This is a genomic window from Aeribacillus sp. JST-2, assembly GCF_056032925.1.
Window position 1 is genome coordinate 100,202 of record NZ_JBVVUU010000009.1, and the last position, 16,819, is coordinate 117,020.

The following is a 16,819-nucleotide window of genomic DNA, read 5'->3' on the forward strand; positions in this document are numbered from 1 at the left end:
TTGCTCCATAATCATTGGTTATACAACAATTTCTTGCATGAAAACTCGACAATATCATTATTTCCCGGAAAATGATATGTCATATATTGACTTCCGAACCAATTCCTCATTCATCCTCGGCAACAAAATAGTCGATCAAATACTCCCCCCATGCCTGATTTCCTTTTTCACTCGGCTTTGATCGGTCCTCCGTGACGTATTCTTTTAATTGTTCATCTTCCTCGTCCGGCCAGTTTTCCCAATGGTTTAAATAGATGTAGCCGTGATCTTTTGCATATTGTTGCAATGCTTCCACTTCTTTCGGATAATGAACGGCTCCGTATAGTCTATGCGCCGGCTGCAGCATGATGGTTACATCAGGATTGGCTTTAAGAATTTGCTCTAATATCGCTGTAATATTATTAAGTGTATTGTCGATGCCGACAACCCCATTGTCTTTTAAAATGAATGGTTCAAAAAGAAGAAGATCCGGTTTTTGTTCAACAACTTTGTTGTATAACTTTTCATTTAAAACCGTGTTGGTTGTTTGCCCGCTGTCAGAAAAAACCGTGATGTTGAATAAAGTGTCTCCATACGTTTCTTCCAATTGTTCCTTTAATTTCTCTGGCCATCCGTCTTGAGCGGCTGAAACCGATTCAGATCCCCAAATGACAAAATTTAACGGCCTTCCCTCTTTTAATGCTGTTTTCATCTTTTTTTGAACTGTTTCAGGCAAATTTTTTGCATATGCCATGATATCTTCATTGACGTTTTGTGCACTGTTGGATTCCATGTTTTCTTGGGTATCTGCTTGTGCGGCAACCGGTTTTGAAATTTTTTGTTTCCAATAAAAATGGCCGATCACAATGGAAACGAAACATAATAGCACGATGGCCCAAACACCAATTGATTTTTTCACAATCAATCCCCCAAACGACAAAATTCTCAATATATTATATCGGAATTTGCCGAATCATTCCATGTTCCCCGTCTACATTTTTTGCAGTTAAATCAATTCTATGTTTTAAGATCACACAAAATTGGATGGTTCACTTATTTCCACATAGACTTTTGGATGAAGCCCGCAGCCGTGCAGCCGCTGGGCAAATTCTTTCGATCATTGTTCAATGAACGCTCTTCGTCCCTCTCCTTGAATGCAGTCTTTCCGTTTTATCTTGATCAAAATGGCTGGCCGCCTCATTGTTTTCATTTTCGAAATAATTTGTAAGGAACATCTTTTTTATATTGTCTTGGACGTTTTCGAAAATTATAATCATAGTAGACAAATTTTTGCAATGAGGGATGAGAATGAGATCGGAAAAACGTCAAAAAAAGAGAAGAAAATGGCTTTGGATTACATTGTCAATTATAGGTATCTTTATTTTAGGAGTTTCTGCATATGGCTATTTTATTTGGCATAAAGCCCAGTCAACGATTGCAAGCATTCAAGAGGACATTCACAGGGACAAATCGGACAAGCGCGAGCAGCAAGTCAATTTTAAAAAGCGCGACCCGATTTCTATTTTGTTAATGGGCGTCGATGAGCGGAAAGGGGATCGGGGGCGTTCTGATTCGCTGATTTTAATCACCGTTAACCCCAATGTTCAATCAATGGAAATGGTCAGCATTCCGCGTGATACGAGAACAGAAATTGTCGGAAAAGGCACCCAAGACAAAATCAACCATGCCTATGCTTTTGGCGGGACGGAAATGGCCATTAAAACAGTGGAAAACTTTTTGGATATACCAGTAGATTATTTTGTCAAAGTGAACATGGAGAGCTTTCGGGACATCGTTGATGCGGTTGGCGGAGTAACGGTAGACAATGATTTGGATTTTACTTATGAAGGCTATCATTTTAAAAAAGGCAGAATCTCCTTGGATGGGAAAAAAGCATTGGCCTATTCAAGAATGCGGTACGATGATCCGAGAGGCGACTTTGGCAGACAGGATCGCCAGCGGCAAATCATTGAAGCGGTAATTGAAAAAGGAGCGAGCATTTCCTCCATTACGAAATTCGGGGAAATGTTTAAAGTGATTGAAAACAATGTCAAAACAAATCTGACATTTGATGAAATGTGGGCAATTCAGGAAAATTACAAAGAGGCACGTCATCATTTAATACAGCACCAAATGAAAGGAAGCGGAAAAAAAATTAACGGCATTTACTATTATATTGTTCCGGAAGAAGAACGGCTTGCGCTTTCAAACGAATTGAAAGAACATCTTGAACTTAACAACAAAACAGCAGAAAAATCAACGAATTAAAAACTGGTCGTTTTGTTGCAGCGTACGCACGACAATCTTTCAACATTTAACTGATCCAGTCCTTACAAAATGAAAGGAGCTGTCTCATAAGTCGTTTTTTCGACTTTGAGCAGCTCCCTTTTTTATGTAATAGCGTTGATGTATCAATGTTTTTGTTTTTTGAATTTCTTGGAATGGCTTTTTCGGAAAAGCCCTTGATTGGTCATGCAGCTTCCACAACAGGCCATTATAACGGCGCCGTCTGCACCAAACAGCAAATGATGGTCTAAAAAGAATACCTGGAGAAGCAAACTTTAATCGGTCAATTCATGATCAGTCTGCTGATAATAATAGGGTTTTCCAAAAATCATAACGGTTTCTTGTTCTTTTAGTTCGTGCAGTCTTTGCAGATATGTAAAGAGCAAATGGGATGCATTTTTGATCTTATTAAAAAGCAGACATGCCTGTTTTTCCACAATCACCTCTTCCTTGTTGATTAAAATAATTTTTGAACGTTTGCCAGCCGAAACGATGGTCTTTACAGCCGAATGTGCGATCCACTTGCAGTCCGCATTTTCCATTGATCTGGTCGGAATAAAACAAAGATTGGCCACTTCTGACACACAGACAGGAAGCATGCGGTGGCCTGGAAGAACCCTCTTGGCTGACTCAATTCTTCCTCGAAGCGACACCCCATAATAAAGGCAGCTCTCTTTGATAATCGTTTTCGGCGCTTGTTCCACTTGAATGTTCCGATACTTTTCAATCGCTTTTGTCCAACATTCGCCAAATTCATTGAAAAAAGGTACCAAGGCTAATGTATCGCTGTTCACAATGTAGTCGTTTACCTTTTCCATACAAATCTCCTCCTTTTTTCCTAAGTCTTTTATACTGTTTTTTACAATTTCTATTATACTAAATTTTATTCAAATTTGTTGAAATTTTTAAAAATTTTGGTTAATTTCAACCATTTCCTGCCGATAATAGGAACGGTGTTGTGGTACAATATTAGTGGGGTGAACATGTTATGCAAAAAAATGCCGCAGCAAAAAATCAAATGCTATATATAGGCCTTTTCTTCTTTTTTCTTGTTTTGACCGTTTTCATCACATGGCGTTCAAAACATGTTGAGTCTCGGAACGCTTATCTTTCGCCTGAGGCACAAATTCCAACGCTGTTTGTTCATGGCTATAAAGGAACTGTTCGTTCATTTCAAAACATGCTCTACCGCTTTGAACAGCATTATCATTGGGGTTCAAAAAAAATGGTAATCACAGTGGATCGCTTGGGAAATGCTCATATCTATGGTGCATTGCATCCCAACTCCAAACATCCGTTGATCCAAGTTGTGTTTGAAAATAATCGTGCAAGCATCGAGGAAACAGCCTATTGGCTGAAAAACGTGATGAAAAGGTTAAAAAAAGACTATTCCATTGAAGACGTGTATATTGTTGCCCATTCAATGGGAGGGCTTGTCTCAACGAAATATATTGAAGATACAAACGGTCATGCCGAATACCCAACAGTCAGCAAAATCGTCATTTTAGGCAGCCCTTTTCAAGGCATTGATCGCGAATCTTATTTTCGTGCAAATACAGGCAAAGCGCTCAAAGATTTAAAAACAGGCTCTGCGGCATTACAGCAATTATATAATCATCGCAGGCAGTTTTCTTTAAAAACAATAGTTTTAAACATCGTTGGCGACAATCCTAACTATCATCACTCTGACGGCGTTGTCCCCGTGCAAAGCGCCCTAGGCGTCAGGAACATTGTTCCGGGGGAAAACTATAATGAAATCATTGTCAACGATGAACAGGTCACTCATAGCGGGCTTCATGAATCTCGGGAAATAGACAAATATATCGGCGAATTTTTATGGGGATATGCACCACCCGTCCGCTAATAGCATAAGGAAACAGACTGCCTTCTCATGGAGGCAGTTAACCAACTTTAATGCGATGAATGAGAAAATGGATTTTGCCATTTTCATTATCGGCTCACGTGGCTTATGATGAATCACTGCAAAGGCATGCGCAACGCAAGAATGCCAAATAGATCCCCCTTTCCCCATTTTTTCACTTTAAACATTTAGACCATACCCTTCATGAAAACTACAAACCGTTTAGAAATCCTTTCTTTATTATCAAATGCTAAACAATTTGAAATGTATTGCTTGCTAGATGAAATAAGCGGACACAAAGCGGTTCTACTTCAGAAGACGTAAGTTCTCTGGACTGGGAGTCGGCTTTAACACAAATATTAGGATCCGACCTGCTCTAAGTGAAAAATTTTATTAAATTGATGTAGAATCATGCCATGCTAATGGTAATATTTGAGTTTTTCATTATGGTACTTGGGTATTTTTTTGTTATATTACTATGACAGATATAGTAATATGGAATTGATAGTAATTTATCCGAGATAGTATTATGATTAGGAGGTTGAACGATGCACGGAAAAGTGTCGGCAGATCTTCTGCGCGGACATACAGATACCATTGTTTTAGGCATCCTGTTAAAAGGCGATCATTATGGGTATGAGATATACAAAACGATTTTAGAAAAAACAGAAGGGCAATTTGAATTAAAAGAAGCCACACTTTATTCCAGCTATAAAAGACTTGAAAAGGACGGCTGCATTATTGCTTATTGGGGCGATGAAACACAAGGAGGACGGCGTAAATATTACAGGATTACCGATAAAGGCAAAAAACAATATTATCAAAATAAATTGGACTGGGAATTTACCAAAAAAATCTTAAACAAATTATTCGAGGAGGAGTAACCGTGAATAAAACGATTCATTCGTATATTGAAGATTTATTTAAAGGTTATGAGGACACAGCTGAATTGCGGGATTTTAAAGAAGAAATTATCTCAAATTTAAACGAACGAATTCAAGATCTGTAACATAATGGGTTAAACAAAGAGGAGGCTTTTACGAAAGCTATAGCAGAGCTAGGGGATATTAAAACAATTGCAGATGAAATCAGCAGGCAAAAACGGAACGAGGTGATTGGAAACATGTATATTCAACAGGGAGTGAAAACCAGTTTAAAACATGCATTCGGATATGCAGCAGCAGGAGCAGTTCTTCTTTTCGGAATTATTTCTGCACTCATCACCTATTTTTCAACTGAAAAATTTTTCTATGGCGTTTCGGCCTTATTACCCTTCCTTGTTGTATCGGGAACAGCTTTTGTCTTCCTTGGACTTACACAAGAAACTAAGAGAAACTATCCGATGTCATGGAAACGTGCTCTCATTTATGCACTGGCGGCAGGATCTGTATTGGCCGGCCTGAATATTTCTGCCATCCAATATTTTATGGATGAGGGCACATGGACAATGGTCCTTGGCACAATCATTCCATTTGTCATTCCTGCTCTCGCCATCATTGCCTTTTTAATTCTTGCGGAAAAAAAACGGTACAAACCGTGGGTCTTAAAAGAGCAACAAACATGATGGAACACTATGCCAAAAAGTACAGCGACCCGGAATTGATGACAAAAAGAGGATTATTATCCGGAGCCCTCTGGATTTTAACTTTTGCAATATTCGCTCTTATATGGATGGTATTTTCCATTAAGTATGCATGGATTGTCTTTATATTTGCCGTAGCTTTGGAGATGTTTATTGAATACTGGATGCAAACTAAAAGAGTAAAACATTAAGATGAGCAGAAAAAGCGTTTTTGTAAAGGGAGCCATCATTGCTCTATATTCAATCTGTTAAAAAAATATAAACAAAGTGTTGGCTTGAGAATAGAACAATCTTTCCTCATCGAAAAACGAACGGGGCTGTCTGAAAAGCCAATTTTAATGTCACATGTTTCCAAATATATGACCAAAGAATGTTGATTTAACAGCATTCTTTGGTCTTACTTTTTTCATGATTGGACTAAAAAACCATTTTTGGACAACCCAAAATGTCAGGGTAACTGACTTTTTGAGCCTCTCTTACCAGTATGAAAACCGGATTTGCATCCGGTTTTTTTATAAAAGCTTGAGCATTTTTTCCTTTGATTGAACTTTAAGAAGATTTTGGCTGAATTCATCATTCATGAGTTTGCGAGACAAGAGCTGCAATCTTTTGAAATGTTCGTTTCCTGCGCTTTCTTCCGGAACAGCGATCATAAAGATCAATTTTGCTGGTTCTCCGTCAAGGCAGTTCCAATCAATTCCTCTCTCTTTTTTGGCAAAAGCCTCTTTCGACACCAAGGACGATGCCGATTTGCCAAGAGGGATGGCAATTCCAAAACCGATTCCCGTGCTTCCCTTCATTTTCCCGATTCAGCAATGCTTGTTAGTACTCATCCCGATTGATTTATTTCAATTAATGAAATCATTTCATCCATAACCTCAATCTTCGACACGTTTTTCAAATTCCATTCAATCAAGTCTTCATGCAGAAAGTGGCGCAAGGCCTTGCTTCACTGTCATTATATACGACTTTTTTTACACAAACTCTCAAAAAATTACCGTTGAAGTTCCAGTATCGCAACCATTTTTTTGATTTTATGATTCCACCTGTATACGGCCTTTTTCCTTTCATAAAAAAAGAGCTGTTCAGCTGACAGCCCTTTAATGAATGCCGAAACAAATGCGGCGTTTTCTTATACGTGTGAGACAATAAGCTCGCATTGGCCTTGGATGGAAAACCGACCGACTTGGCTTGGCAGAATAAAATGAGTTCCCTTTTTCAGTTTATAGACCTGTTCTTGATGGATGAGTGCGCCTTCTCCTTCAATAACGCTTGCAAGCAGGAACGGCTGGTCTTGTTCGAAATCGGCTTTGCCGTCTATTTCCCATTTGTAAACAGAAAAAAACTGGCTTTGCACAAATGTCGTAATGACAGCGCCATCTTTTTTCTTCACAGACCGTTCTGATTTCCCATCAACGTGTGGAACTTTTGCAACGTCAATTGCTTGCTTCAAGTGCAATTTCCGTTTGTTTCCGTTTGAGTCAACACGGTCATAATCATACACCCTGTATGTAGTATCGGAACTTTGTTGCGTTTCAAGAACAAGCGTGCCTTCACAAAGAGCATGAATGGTGCCGCTCGGAACGTAAAAGAAGTCGCCGGGTTTGATTTTCACTTTGCGAAGCAGCTTGTCCCATTCCCCTTTTTCAATCATGGAAACAAGTTCTTCTTTTGTTTTCGCATGATGCCCGTAAATTAATTCAGCATCCTTTTTACAATCAATAATGTACCAGCACTCTGTTTTTCCTAATTCGCCGTTTTCATGTTTATTGGCATATTCATCATCAGGATGAACTTGCACCGAGAGATCTTTGTTCGCATCCAAAATTTTGGTCAGGAGCGGAAATTTGTCACCTTTGATTCCGCCGAAGAGTTCCCGCTTGCTGTCCCACAGTTCCCCCAACGTTTTCCCTTTCAATTCTCCTTCCGCTACAACACTTTGGCCGTGAGGATGAGCGGAAATTGCCCAGCATTCACCTGTCGTTTCCGTAGGGATATCGTAACCGAATTTGGTCCGAAGCTGGGTTCCTCCCCAGATCCGATCTTTAAAAACAGGCTTTAAAAATATTGGCGATTGTGTCATTGGATCCACTTCCTTTTCGCGAATTCCTTCGTTTTCTATATTAAATCGTTCCTAACAGTTTTTCTATACTAAAATGCTTCTTCAGTCAAATAGAAAAAGGCGGGGTTGTCTGAAAAGTGTTTTTCAGCCTAAATCATAAATAAAGCAAAACCCAAGAATGCTGTTATATCAACATTCTTGGGCCTTTTATTTGGAAACATATAACATGAAAATGGCCTTTTTAGACAGCCCCGTCTATCCTTTCACAGATCCTGCAAGCAAGCCTCTTACAAAGTATTTCCCGAGCAATGTATAAACGAGAAGAGTAGGTAGTGCAGCCAACAGAGCGCCAGCCATTTGCACGTTCCATTGAACAATTTGGCTTCCAGACAAATTTTGCAACGCCACCATCACCGGCTGCTGATCAGAAGTCGTAATGGTGACTGCAAATAAAAATTCATTCCAAATGTTTGTAAATTGCCATATCGCCACAACCACAAATCCCGTGATGGAGAGAGGGATCATAATATGCCGGAAAATGCCGAGAAAGTTTGCGCCATCAATTTGCGCCGATTCCAGCATTTCATCCGGAATATTGGCATAAAAATTGCGAAACATGAGCGTTGTAATCGGTATTCCGTACACAACGTGAACAAAAATAAGCCCCGGTATCGTATTATATAAACCTGTTCCCCGCAAAAATTGAATAAGAGGAATCAAGATGCTTTGATAAGGAATAAACATTCCGAACAAGATGATCGTGAAAACCGTCTCTGAACCTTTAAACTTCCATTTTGAAAGGACATAGCCGTTCATTGCGCCCAACAGTGCCGATAAAAGTGTTGCCGGTATGACCAAATAAATCGTGTTGATAAAATTAGGCGCCAGTTTCATAAAAGCCTCTTGATAACTCGAAAAATCTATCATCGTCGGCAGCGCCCACATTTTATCCAAAGACACTTCATCAAGCGGCTTCAAACTAGTCATCACCATAACGTATACAGGAAGAAGAAAAAAGACGCTAAAAAAAAGTAAAATCACATAAACAATCGGTTTCCCTATTTTCGATAATACCATTAGGAATCCCCCTTCCTGCTGTTCCAAAGATACGGAACGATGAAGACGGCAACCATGATGAGCATGATCATGGCAATCGCTGCCCCGTTTGCATAATAATTTCCTCTGAACGTTGTTTCAAACATGTATACCCCAGGCATATCTGTGACAAAGTTCGCACCCGGTCCTGTCATCGCATAAATTAAATCGAAAATTTTCAGTGAAATATGCGCCATCACAATAATGACGCTCATGGTGATCGGCTTTAATTGCGGAATGATGATTTTCCGGTAAATTTGAAATTCCGTCGCTCCATCCATTCTGGCCGCTTCGCGGATCTCATCAGGAATTCCTCGCAAGCCGGCTAAATACATTGCTAGAGAGAAGCCTGTCATTTGCCATACAGCTGCGATCACAATAGCAATTACAGCGAACGGAATGCCAAATTCAATCTTCCCCCATTGGAAACCGAGTAGAATATTTGTATCCGTATACCACTTCGGTTGAATGCCGAGCGGTTTTAAAAAAATATTAATGCCTGTCGAAGGATTGAGAAGCCATTGCCAAACAACGCCGGTCACAACAAAAGATAACGCCATTGGAAAAAAGAAAATGTTGCGGAATACAGATTCAGCTTTCAATTTTTGATCAAGCAATATTGCTAACCCCATCCCTAATAATATGACAAGTCCGATAAAAAGAATGGTAAAGACAATTGTATTCCGGAGATCGGCTTGGAAGCGAAAATCGTGAAACAAATAAAGATAGTTTTTCAGTCCTGCAAATGATAAATCAGGTACAAGCGAGTTCCAATTGCTAAGCGAAACATACCCTGTCCAGCTGATAAATCCGTAGACAAAAATAAGGATAAGAAGGATGGACGGCATTAAAAATGCAATCGCCGTCCATTGATCCTTCGTCATTCGTCTTTTTTTCGCATCAACCTTGACAGGGGAATGCACGCTTGCGCCTCTTGCCGTTTCCATGCTGCATCCCTCCCGTGTTGCAAACCTATTTTAGTTCAGCTGCTGCATTTTTAAGCGAATCAATCAATTGATTAACGTCTTTTTGCGTAACAAAAATATTGACAGCTTGGTTCACTTTCGTCACAAATCCTTCAGGAGCCGCTGACCCATGAGCAAGGCTTGGCACCAGTTTGGAAGATTGAAAATCTTCGATTGTATCTTTTCCGTATTGGTCATATTTTGATACATCCGCATCTATTCGCGCAGGAATGGATCCTTTGAGCGGGTTGAACGTATCTTGACCTTCGACAGATCCTAATACGCTTAAGAATTTTTTCACATCATCAGGATTTTTCACCCCTTTTGGAAGACCGAAAGTATCGGTAATGACGACAAAATTCCCTTCTGTATTAGGCGTTGCGGCATATCCAAAATCTTCGTTGACTTTTAGTTTTAAATCGTTTACAAAATAGCCTTTAGCCCAGTCGCCCATGATGTTCATCGCTGCTTCACCGTTTCCGACAAGCTGCGAAGCATCCTGCCAGTTGCGGGAGCTGTGGTCTTCATTGATATACGACAGCATTTTCTTGAAAATTTCCGCCGCTTCTTTCACTTTCGGATCATCGAAGGAAATTTCTTTTGCCCAAAGCTTTTGGTACCCTTCAGGCCCTAAGACGCCTAATAAAACGGTTTCAAAAATGTGTGTTGCGGTCCACGGCTCTTTATCTCCCAATGCTAGAGGCGTAATTCCTTTCGCTTTTAACTGGTCGGCCATTTTGAAAAACTCGTCGAACGTTTTTGGCGGCTGCAGTCCATTTTCTTCAAAAATCTTTTTATTATACCAAAGCACATTGCCGCGATGGATATTCACCGGCACGGAGTAGATATGGCCGTCTTTGCTTACCATTTGGATAAGCTGTTCCGGAAATTTATCCATCCATCCTTGCTCCTGATACAAATCATTCAGCGATTCCATTTTTCCCGCTGCCACCCAGCTGTCATTTAATTCGGATCCTCCGTGAACTTGGAATGTAGCCGGCGGATCATTTCCTTGCATGCGGCTCGCCAGCACTGCCTTGGCATTTGTTCCCGCCCCGCCTGCTACCGCTGCATTTTCAACCGGAATATCGGGATATTTCTCTTCAAACAGCTTAATTAAAGCTTTAAGCCCGTCTTCTTCGCCGGCTCCTGTCCACCAGCTGAAAATTTCCAGTTTTTCTTTCCCTTTCTCTTTTGCCCCTTCGCTTTCCGATGAGGAAGACGAATTGCCCCCTCCGCATGCGGAAAGCATCATTGCAAAAACAAGAAGGAAAGACAAGATCAAACCCTTTTTCATCCAAAATCCCCCTCACTTTATTGATACCGCTTACAATTACATTATAGAGAGCCCCGCTCTGATCTTCGGAAGACGTTCCCTTCACTTTTTTACGAATTTCTTCATTTTTTTAAGATCTGTTTTTGAAATTGCTTGGGGGACATTTGAAATTGTTTTTTAAAAACACGGCTAAAATAATTTGGATCTTTATAGCCGACCATATAGCTGATTTCTTTTAAATGATGTTCATTTTTTTCAAGAAGTTCTTTTGCCTTTGTTAAACGGAGATCGGTTAAAAAATCGATAAATGTTTTTCCCAAAGTTTCTTTGAACAATTTGGTGAAATACGTCGGACTTAAACCGGAAAATTCTGCGACCTCTTCAAGAGTGATTTGTTTATGGTAGTGTTCTTTCATATACCGCTTTGCCCGTTCAATCGGATCGTTTGAGCGGTGGATTTCCTGCATGCGATAGCAAGAAATGCGCAAAAATTCGTCCCAATCAAACGGTTCCGAAAAATGAAAATCGGAAATATCGATCCCTTTTTGTTCGAGAAATTGGCGCGCTTTGATGTATAATTCAATTTCTCCATATTCCTTTCGCAATATGGAAAAATATTGTTTTGCCTGAACGATTTCACCTCTGTTTACCGCCTCCAGCCATTCGTTTTCCAATAGATTGCTCTGTTTCAATTGGTCGGGAGGAAATCCGTAGCCGGCCTTTGCTTCCTTTTTTAAGAAATTTACAGCTTTCAGGCCTTCCAGGTAGGATTTTGGAAAAGCTTGAGCGTTGTCATATAATTGACCGATTCCGACATAAAGCTCTCCTTCGTAAGCAAGATGCAGTTTTCTTGCCAATGACAGCGCTTCTGGCTTTGCCCGATTTTCTTTTTCTTCCGATACGCAAAGTGAAATGAGCTGATGATTCAGTTCATAGGTGATCGTTGAAAAAGCGGATGTCTCCGCCAGCATTTTTTTAGCCTGATCATATGTTTTAGAGCGTCCAATTGCTTCGATCACGTAAAAAAAACCGGAGGCCGCTTTAGGAAACAGCTCGCGAAAAAGCATTTCCTCCACTTCAAATTGAATCAGCTTCAGCAAAAAATGCTCTTTGACGACTGAGAGCGCCTTTTCTCTTTCTTTCCGTTCCTCTTCTATTTCTTTGCAAATGCGCAGGACTGCTTCCACCGTTTCTTTTTTGGCAGCCGGTTTTAAAATATATTCTTTCACCCCTTCTTTCATAGCCGTTTTGGCATACTCAAACGAGTCATAAGCAGATACCATAATAAATTTAATAGACGGATCGATTTTTCGGATTTGTTTGATTGCCTCCAATCCGTCAATGCCCGGCATTTTAATATCCATGATCATAAAATCGGGCGAGAGCTTTTCGGCCAGTTCAATCGCCTTCCTTCCAGTCGCCGCTTCTCCAACTACCTTTATTGTTTGAAAGCTCTCCTCTAAAAATTTGGCCATCGCCTTTCGTTCCAGCATTTCATCATCAACGATCACGACATTCATGTTCTTCCCTCCTTCGGCAGTTTGAGCAAGATACGAGTCCCTTTTCCGGGCTCCGAATGGATTTCGACAACATCTTCTCTCTGATAAAACAGTTCAAGCCTTCGAATCACATTATGAACCCCAAGACCTGTTGTATGACCGGCAGGCTTGCTGTGGCTATCTTTGTTTGTTTGCAGCAATCGCTGAAGCTGCTCTTTCGTCATCCCTGCTCCGTTATCCGCCACCTCCACTATAATGCGATGATCTTTTTTATAAATTTTCAGCCTGATGATTCCTCCGTCCTCCATCGGTTCAATTCCGTGTATGAAGGCATTTTCGACAAGCGGCTGCAGCGTCATGCTCGGAATCTGAACATCCAAAAGCTGTTCATCAATATCCGTTTGAAATGCAATTCGATCGGCAAATCTCGTTTTTTGAATATGAAAATACTCTTTCACCACTTTCACTTCTTCACGTAATGGAACAGAATGTTTTAAATGTCCCAAGCTATAACGGAGCAAAGTGGACACCGATTGTATTAACCTGGAAGTGACTTGGGCATTTTCCAAATAGGCCATCCGTGAGACCGTATTTAATGTGTTAAATAAGAAATGCGGGTTGATTTGGTTTTGTAAATGTTTGAGCTCCATTTCCTTTAACAGGCGGTCCAATTCATGCTTTTCCTTAATTTCTTCAATCAATTTGCGAATATTTTTTCTCATCTGGTTGAACGTTTCGCCAAGAAACTTTAGTTCATCATTGGAGCGAATGGAAAGATCTGCGCCGTGAAAATTTCCTTTTGCCACTTCTTTTGCCGCATCCGTTAACATTTGAATCGGTACATTGATGCTTCTGGAAAAAAGCACCGCAAAAAAGATGGCCAGCAGCACTGTGGTAGTAAACAAAGACAAAGAAAACCACTTGAATGCTTCGTTTCTCTTTTTCATATCGGCATTAAAGGCTTGGTATTTTGATAATTCCAAATCAATGACATTCAGGGTTGTTTCCTGAATATAAGAAGATATATTTCTAGTTTCCCGCAAATGAACGGTGTATTGATCGATATCCTCGCGCATGACAAACCCGATCGTCATTTCCGCTTCCATTGCGAGCGTATCAATCATATGAACATACTTATTTAACTCTTGTTGTTCAAGCCATTCGAAACCATTTTCAATTTCCCTTTTTTGTTCCAGCAATTTTTTCCTTTCTTTAAAAAACTGGCCCAGTGTTTCCGCATTTTTCTGCACTACGTAGCCATTGACATTTTCATATAGACGGCTCACCGTTTGCGAAATATCATTTAAAATTAAAAATCGTTCAAAGCTGGATTGGTATTGATTCATAAAATGCTGCGTGCTTGCATAAACGGAGATGGAAACGACATTGAAAAGGATGACAAAGGCAAAAAAATATACGAATAGTTTGCTGCGGATGGTTGTCATGATCGGTCACCTTTTGAAATATCTTTCCTTCTGATAATTTTCGTTTCTGTATAGAGAATCGGTTCGATTCTTTCTCCTTTTTTCAGCTTCAACAGCATGTCAACCCCTTTTTTTCCCATTTCATATGGATATTGGACAACAGTTGCATCAATCGTTCCTTCTTCTATTAAACGAATCGTTTCCGGAAGCGTATCAAAGGCTATAATATACAAATCCCGATGAGGCAATCGGTTTTTAACAACCCGGGCTATTCCAATACCATCCAAAGAACTGGTTCCATAAACAGCGGTTAAATTCGGATGCTCCTTCAACAAATCATAAGTTGCTTGCACGGCTCCGACTTTGGTAATCTTTGATTCTTTTATTCCGACAATATGAATTCTTTTTTCTTTTTTTACTGCATCCCGAAATCCTTGAACCCGTAATTTTTGGTGAATACCGCTATATCGTCCGATCACGATTCCAACATATTGCTCGCCTTTTGTATCACTCAATAGCGCTTGCCCTGCCAAGTAACCGGCATAATAATTGTCCGTACCGATGTATGCAACCCTTTCACTGTCCGGTGCGTCCGTATCAATGGTAATGACAGGTATCCTCTTTTCAACCGCTTTATTGATCAGGAAGGTAAAATCACGATCGGAAACCGCTTGTGTCAAGATCCCATCGACTTTTCCGGCAATCGCTTTATCAATCGTTTTTAATTGATCCTCATTATTCGCCTGCTTCGGACCTAAATATTCAAGGTAAACACGATGTTTTTCCGCTTCCGAACGGGCGCCTTGTTCAACAATTCTCCAATATTCGTTATCCACTTCTTCAGGGATGAGCACAAAATGATATTGATATTCAGGCTTTTCTTGCAAGGCTTCTTTCCGGACGTGAAAAGTCTTTTTTCCGAAGTAAAGCGTAAAAGAAAAGCTAATACAAAATAAAATAGCCAACATAATGTATAACAGCTTCTGCATGAGCAGCCTCCTCCTTTGTTGAAAACGCTTTACTTTTTCTATTTTAAATGAGATAGATGATGATCGGGTAATAGAAAATAATTCCGTTTCTATGAAAAGCAAAAAAGGACGCCCATTATTAGGACATCCTTGATTTGATTGGTTGTAAAACTATCATGCAAATGATCATTTCTAAACGGCGCTTGACGCTCTGGAAGCTGGTTCTTCTTTTGAAGCGCCTTCCGGATGAAACTCTCCTTCCATTTTTGAAACAACCACCGTTGCGACGCCGTTGCCGATTAAATTTGTAATCGCACGAGCCTCCGACATAAAACGGTCAACTCCTATGAGCAACGCAATGCCCTCAACAGGAACCATCGGAAAAGCAGCCAATGTAGCGGCTAATGTAATGAACCCGGATCCGGTAACACCGGCTGCGCCTTTTGAAGTCAGCATTAAAATCCCGAGAAGAGTCAATTCCTGCCAAATGGTTAAATCAACCCCATACGCCTGGGCAATGAAGATAGCCGCCATAGAAAGATAAATCGATGTTCCATCGAGATTGAAAGAATAACCTGTTGGAACTACGAGACCTACAACTGATTTGGAACAACCGTACTTCTCAAGCCTTTCCATCATTTTTGGCAAAGCCGATTCTGATGAGGATGTTCCAAGCACAAGCAAAATTTCTTCTTTAATGTAGGCAATAAATTTGAAAATGTTAAATCCGTAAAATCTCGCAATCAACCCTAACACAACGATAATAAATAAAAACATTGTCAAGTAAACAGATCCCATTAATTTTCCTAGCGACACAAGCGATCCGAGGCCGAAATTCCCGATCGTATACGCCATTGCGCCAAATGCGGCAATCGGCGAAATTTTCATCACCATATTCACAATGCCAAAAAAGATGTTCGTCAATTGTTCAAAAAGTGAAATCACAGGTTTCGCCTTTTCTCCCAACCTTGCCGCTGCTAATCCGAACAGGACCGCAAAGAATAATATCGGCAAGAGATCTCCGCTGGCAAGCGCCCCTAGTGCATTTTCGGGAACAATGCTCATGATGAATTCCAATGCGCCATGGCTGGTTTCTTTTGCTTGCTCCGTATATTGAGAAATATCGCCTTTTTGAACGCTATCAATGTTAAATCCCATTCCGGGTTTCACCATGTTCACCACAATGATCCCGATGGCTAACGCAAAAGTTGTGACAATCTCGAAATAAATGAGAGCTTTTCCACCGATTCTTCCTACTTTCTTTAAATCTCCCATCGAGCCGATCCCGATGACCACGGTGAAAAAGACAATCGGGGCAATCACCATTTTTACGAGTTTAATAAAAATGTCTGCCAAAATCTTTAATTTTGCCCCAAACTCGGGAAATAAGAAACCGACTGCAATCCCTAATAAAATCCCAATAATAACTTGAACAGTTAAATTTTTAAAATTGATTCGCATTCCCTTCTCCCCCCTATCATTCTGATAACGCTTACAAGTAATGTTACTGCTATGTTAATTGAATTTTACAATTGTGTTAAGATTGTGGTTTTATTAATCTTTTTGGTCTTTTTGGTCTCGTTCGTTCAAAAATAATAGCTGTCAAAGTTTGGATCTCTGGGATAAGAAGGCTCCGGGAGATTTGGGAGATTTACGGTTATTTATTTGCAATTTTTTCAATGAGCATCATCGCTTCGTTTTTCCCTCCCTCTATAAATGTTGATATATCAACGGTTGTAGCCGTCTCAGGGGTGTCAAAAAAATATTTTTCGACAAAGTTTCTAACATTATTTCTTAAATATGTGTATATCTTACATTGACG

At 40.1% G+C, this 16,819-nt stretch carries 17 protein-coding genes; 6 read left to right on the forward strand and 11 right to left on the reverse strand.

The annotated features are described in order from the left end of the window. Positions 1 to 106: 106 nt before the first annotated feature. Positions 107 to 898, reverse strand: a complete 792-nt coding sequence (locus AC0KTX_RS07100) for an SGNH/GDSL hydrolase family protein (RefSeq protein ID WP_474251520.1) — start codon at positions 896 to 898, stop codon at positions 107 to 109. A gap of 389 nt (positions 899 to 1,287) precedes the next feature. On the opposite strand from AC0KTX_RS07100, the gene tagU reads away from it, so the two are divergent. Beyond that, positions 1,288 to 2,247: a polyisoprenyl-teichoic acid--peptidoglycan teichoic acid transferase TagU gene (tagU, locus tag AC0KTX_RS07105; RefSeq protein WP_474251521.1), complete on the forward strand. Its 960-nt coding sequence runs from the start codon at positions 1,288 to 1,290 to the stop codon at positions 2,245 to 2,247. A 293-nt stretch (positions 2,248 to 2,540) separates the two neighbouring features. Here the strand turns inward: tagU and AC0KTX_RS07110 are convergent, their stop codons facing one another. Next, on the reverse strand, positions 2,541 to 3,083 hold the full coding sequence (locus AC0KTX_RS07110) for a competence protein ComK (RefSeq protein WP_474251522.1): 543 nt from the start codon (positions 3,081 to 3,083) through the stop codon (positions 2,541 to 2,543). Positions 3,084 to 3,253: 170 nt separating this feature from the next. Between AC0KTX_RS07110 and AC0KTX_RS07115 the strand changes: the two genes are divergently transcribed. The 5 genes from AC0KTX_RS07115 (at position 3,254) to AC0KTX_RS07135 (ending at position 5,899) form a co-directional block, all read left to right on the forward strand. Continuing rightward, positions 3,254 to 4,129, forward strand: a complete 876-nt coding sequence (locus AC0KTX_RS07115) for an alpha/beta fold hydrolase (protein WP_474251523.1) — start codon at positions 3,254 to 3,256, stop codon at positions 4,127 to 4,129. Positions 4,130 to 4,674: 545 nt separating this feature from the next. Then, positions 4,675 to 5,010 carry a PadR family transcriptional regulator gene (locus tag AC0KTX_RS07120; RefSeq protein WP_474251524.1) on the forward strand — a complete coding sequence of 112 codons (336 nt, stop codon included), beginning with the start codon at positions 4,675 to 4,677 and terminating at the stop codon, positions 5,008 to 5,010. A gap of 2 nt (positions 5,011 to 5,012) precedes the next feature. Then, positions 5,013 to 5,135 (forward strand): hypothetical protein, encoded by a 123-nt coding sequence (locus AC0KTX_RS07125; RefSeq protein WP_474251525.1) that lies wholly within the window; start codon positions 5,013 to 5,015, stop codon positions 5,133 to 5,135. A gap of 114 nt (positions 5,136 to 5,249) precedes the next feature. After that, entirely contained in the window at positions 5,250 to 5,690 is a 441-nt protein-coding gene (locus AC0KTX_RS07130; RefSeq protein WP_474251526.1) for a hypothetical protein, read from the forward strand. Next, entirely contained in the window at positions 5,687 to 5,899 is a 213-nt protein-coding gene (locus AC0KTX_RS07135; protein WP_474251527.1) for a hypothetical protein, read from the forward strand. Before AC0KTX_RS07130 ends, AC0KTX_RS07135 begins: the two co-directional genes overlap by 4 nt. A 321-nt stretch (positions 5,900 to 6,220) precedes the next feature. Here AC0KTX_RS07135 and AC0KTX_RS07140 read toward each other — a convergent pair whose 3' ends face one another. The 9 genes from AC0KTX_RS07140 to AC0KTX_RS07180 all read right to left on the reverse strand — a co-directional run bounded on the left by AC0KTX_RS07140 (position 6,221) and on the right by AC0KTX_RS07180 (position 16,458). Beyond that, on the reverse strand, positions 6,221 to 6,508 hold the full coding sequence (locus AC0KTX_RS07140; protein ID WP_474251528.1) for a PTS sugar transporter subunit IIA: 288 nt from the start codon (positions 6,506 to 6,508) through the stop codon (positions 6,221 to 6,223). 332 nt (positions 6,509 to 6,840) lie between these two features. Continuing rightward, the gene (gene manA / locus AC0KTX_RS07145) at positions 6,841 to 7,791 is read right to left on the reverse strand and encodes a mannose-6-phosphate isomerase, class I (protein ID WP_474251529.1); all 951 of its coding nucleotides are present in this window, start codon (positions 7,789 to 7,791) and stop codon (positions 6,841 to 6,843) included. A 234-nt stretch (positions 7,792 to 8,025) separates the two neighbouring features. Continuing rightward, on the reverse strand, positions 8,026 to 8,847 hold the full coding sequence (locus AC0KTX_RS07150) for a carbohydrate ABC transporter permease (protein WP_474251530.1): 822 nt from the start codon (positions 8,845 to 8,847) through the stop codon (positions 8,026 to 8,028). Continuing rightward, positions 8,847 to 9,749 carry a carbohydrate ABC transporter permease gene (locus tag AC0KTX_RS07155; protein ID WP_474251537.1) on the reverse strand — a complete coding sequence of 301 codons (903 nt, stop codon included), beginning with the start codon at positions 9,747 to 9,749 and terminating at the stop codon, positions 8,847 to 8,849. Before AC0KTX_RS07155 ends, AC0KTX_RS07150 begins: the two co-directional genes overlap by 1 nt. A gap of 88 nt (positions 9,750 to 9,837) precedes the next feature. Next, the gene (locus AC0KTX_RS07160) at positions 9,838 to 11,127 is read right to left on the reverse strand and encodes an ABC transporter substrate-binding protein (RefSeq protein ID WP_474251531.1); all 1,290 of its coding nucleotides are present in this window, start codon (positions 11,125 to 11,127) and stop codon (positions 9,838 to 9,840) included. A 101-nt stretch (positions 11,128 to 11,228) separates the two neighbouring features. Continuing rightward, entirely contained in the window at positions 11,229 to 12,626 is a 1,398-nt protein-coding gene (locus AC0KTX_RS07165; protein WP_474251532.1) for a response regulator transcription factor, read from the reverse strand. Beyond that, positions 12,623 to 14,050 carry a sensor histidine kinase gene (locus tag AC0KTX_RS07170; protein ID WP_474251533.1) on the reverse strand — a complete coding sequence of 476 codons (1,428 nt, stop codon included), beginning with the start codon at positions 14,048 to 14,050 and terminating at the stop codon, positions 12,623 to 12,625. The genes AC0KTX_RS07165 and AC0KTX_RS07170 overlap by 4 nt, the downstream gene beginning before the upstream one ends. Next, positions 14,047 to 15,024, reverse strand: coding sequence for a sugar-binding protein (locus AC0KTX_RS07175; RefSeq protein ID WP_474251538.1), 978 nt, complete (start codon positions 15,022 to 15,024; stop codon positions 14,047 to 14,049). Before AC0KTX_RS07175 ends, AC0KTX_RS07170 begins: the two co-directional genes overlap by 4 nt. A gap of 165 nt (positions 15,025 to 15,189) precedes the next feature. Further along, on the reverse strand, positions 15,190 to 16,458 hold the full coding sequence (locus tag AC0KTX_RS07180; RefSeq protein ID WP_474251534.1) for a dicarboxylate/amino acid:cation symporter: 1,269 nt from the start codon (positions 16,456 to 16,458) through the stop codon (positions 15,190 to 15,192). Positions 16,459 to 16,819 lie beyond the last annotated feature (361 nt).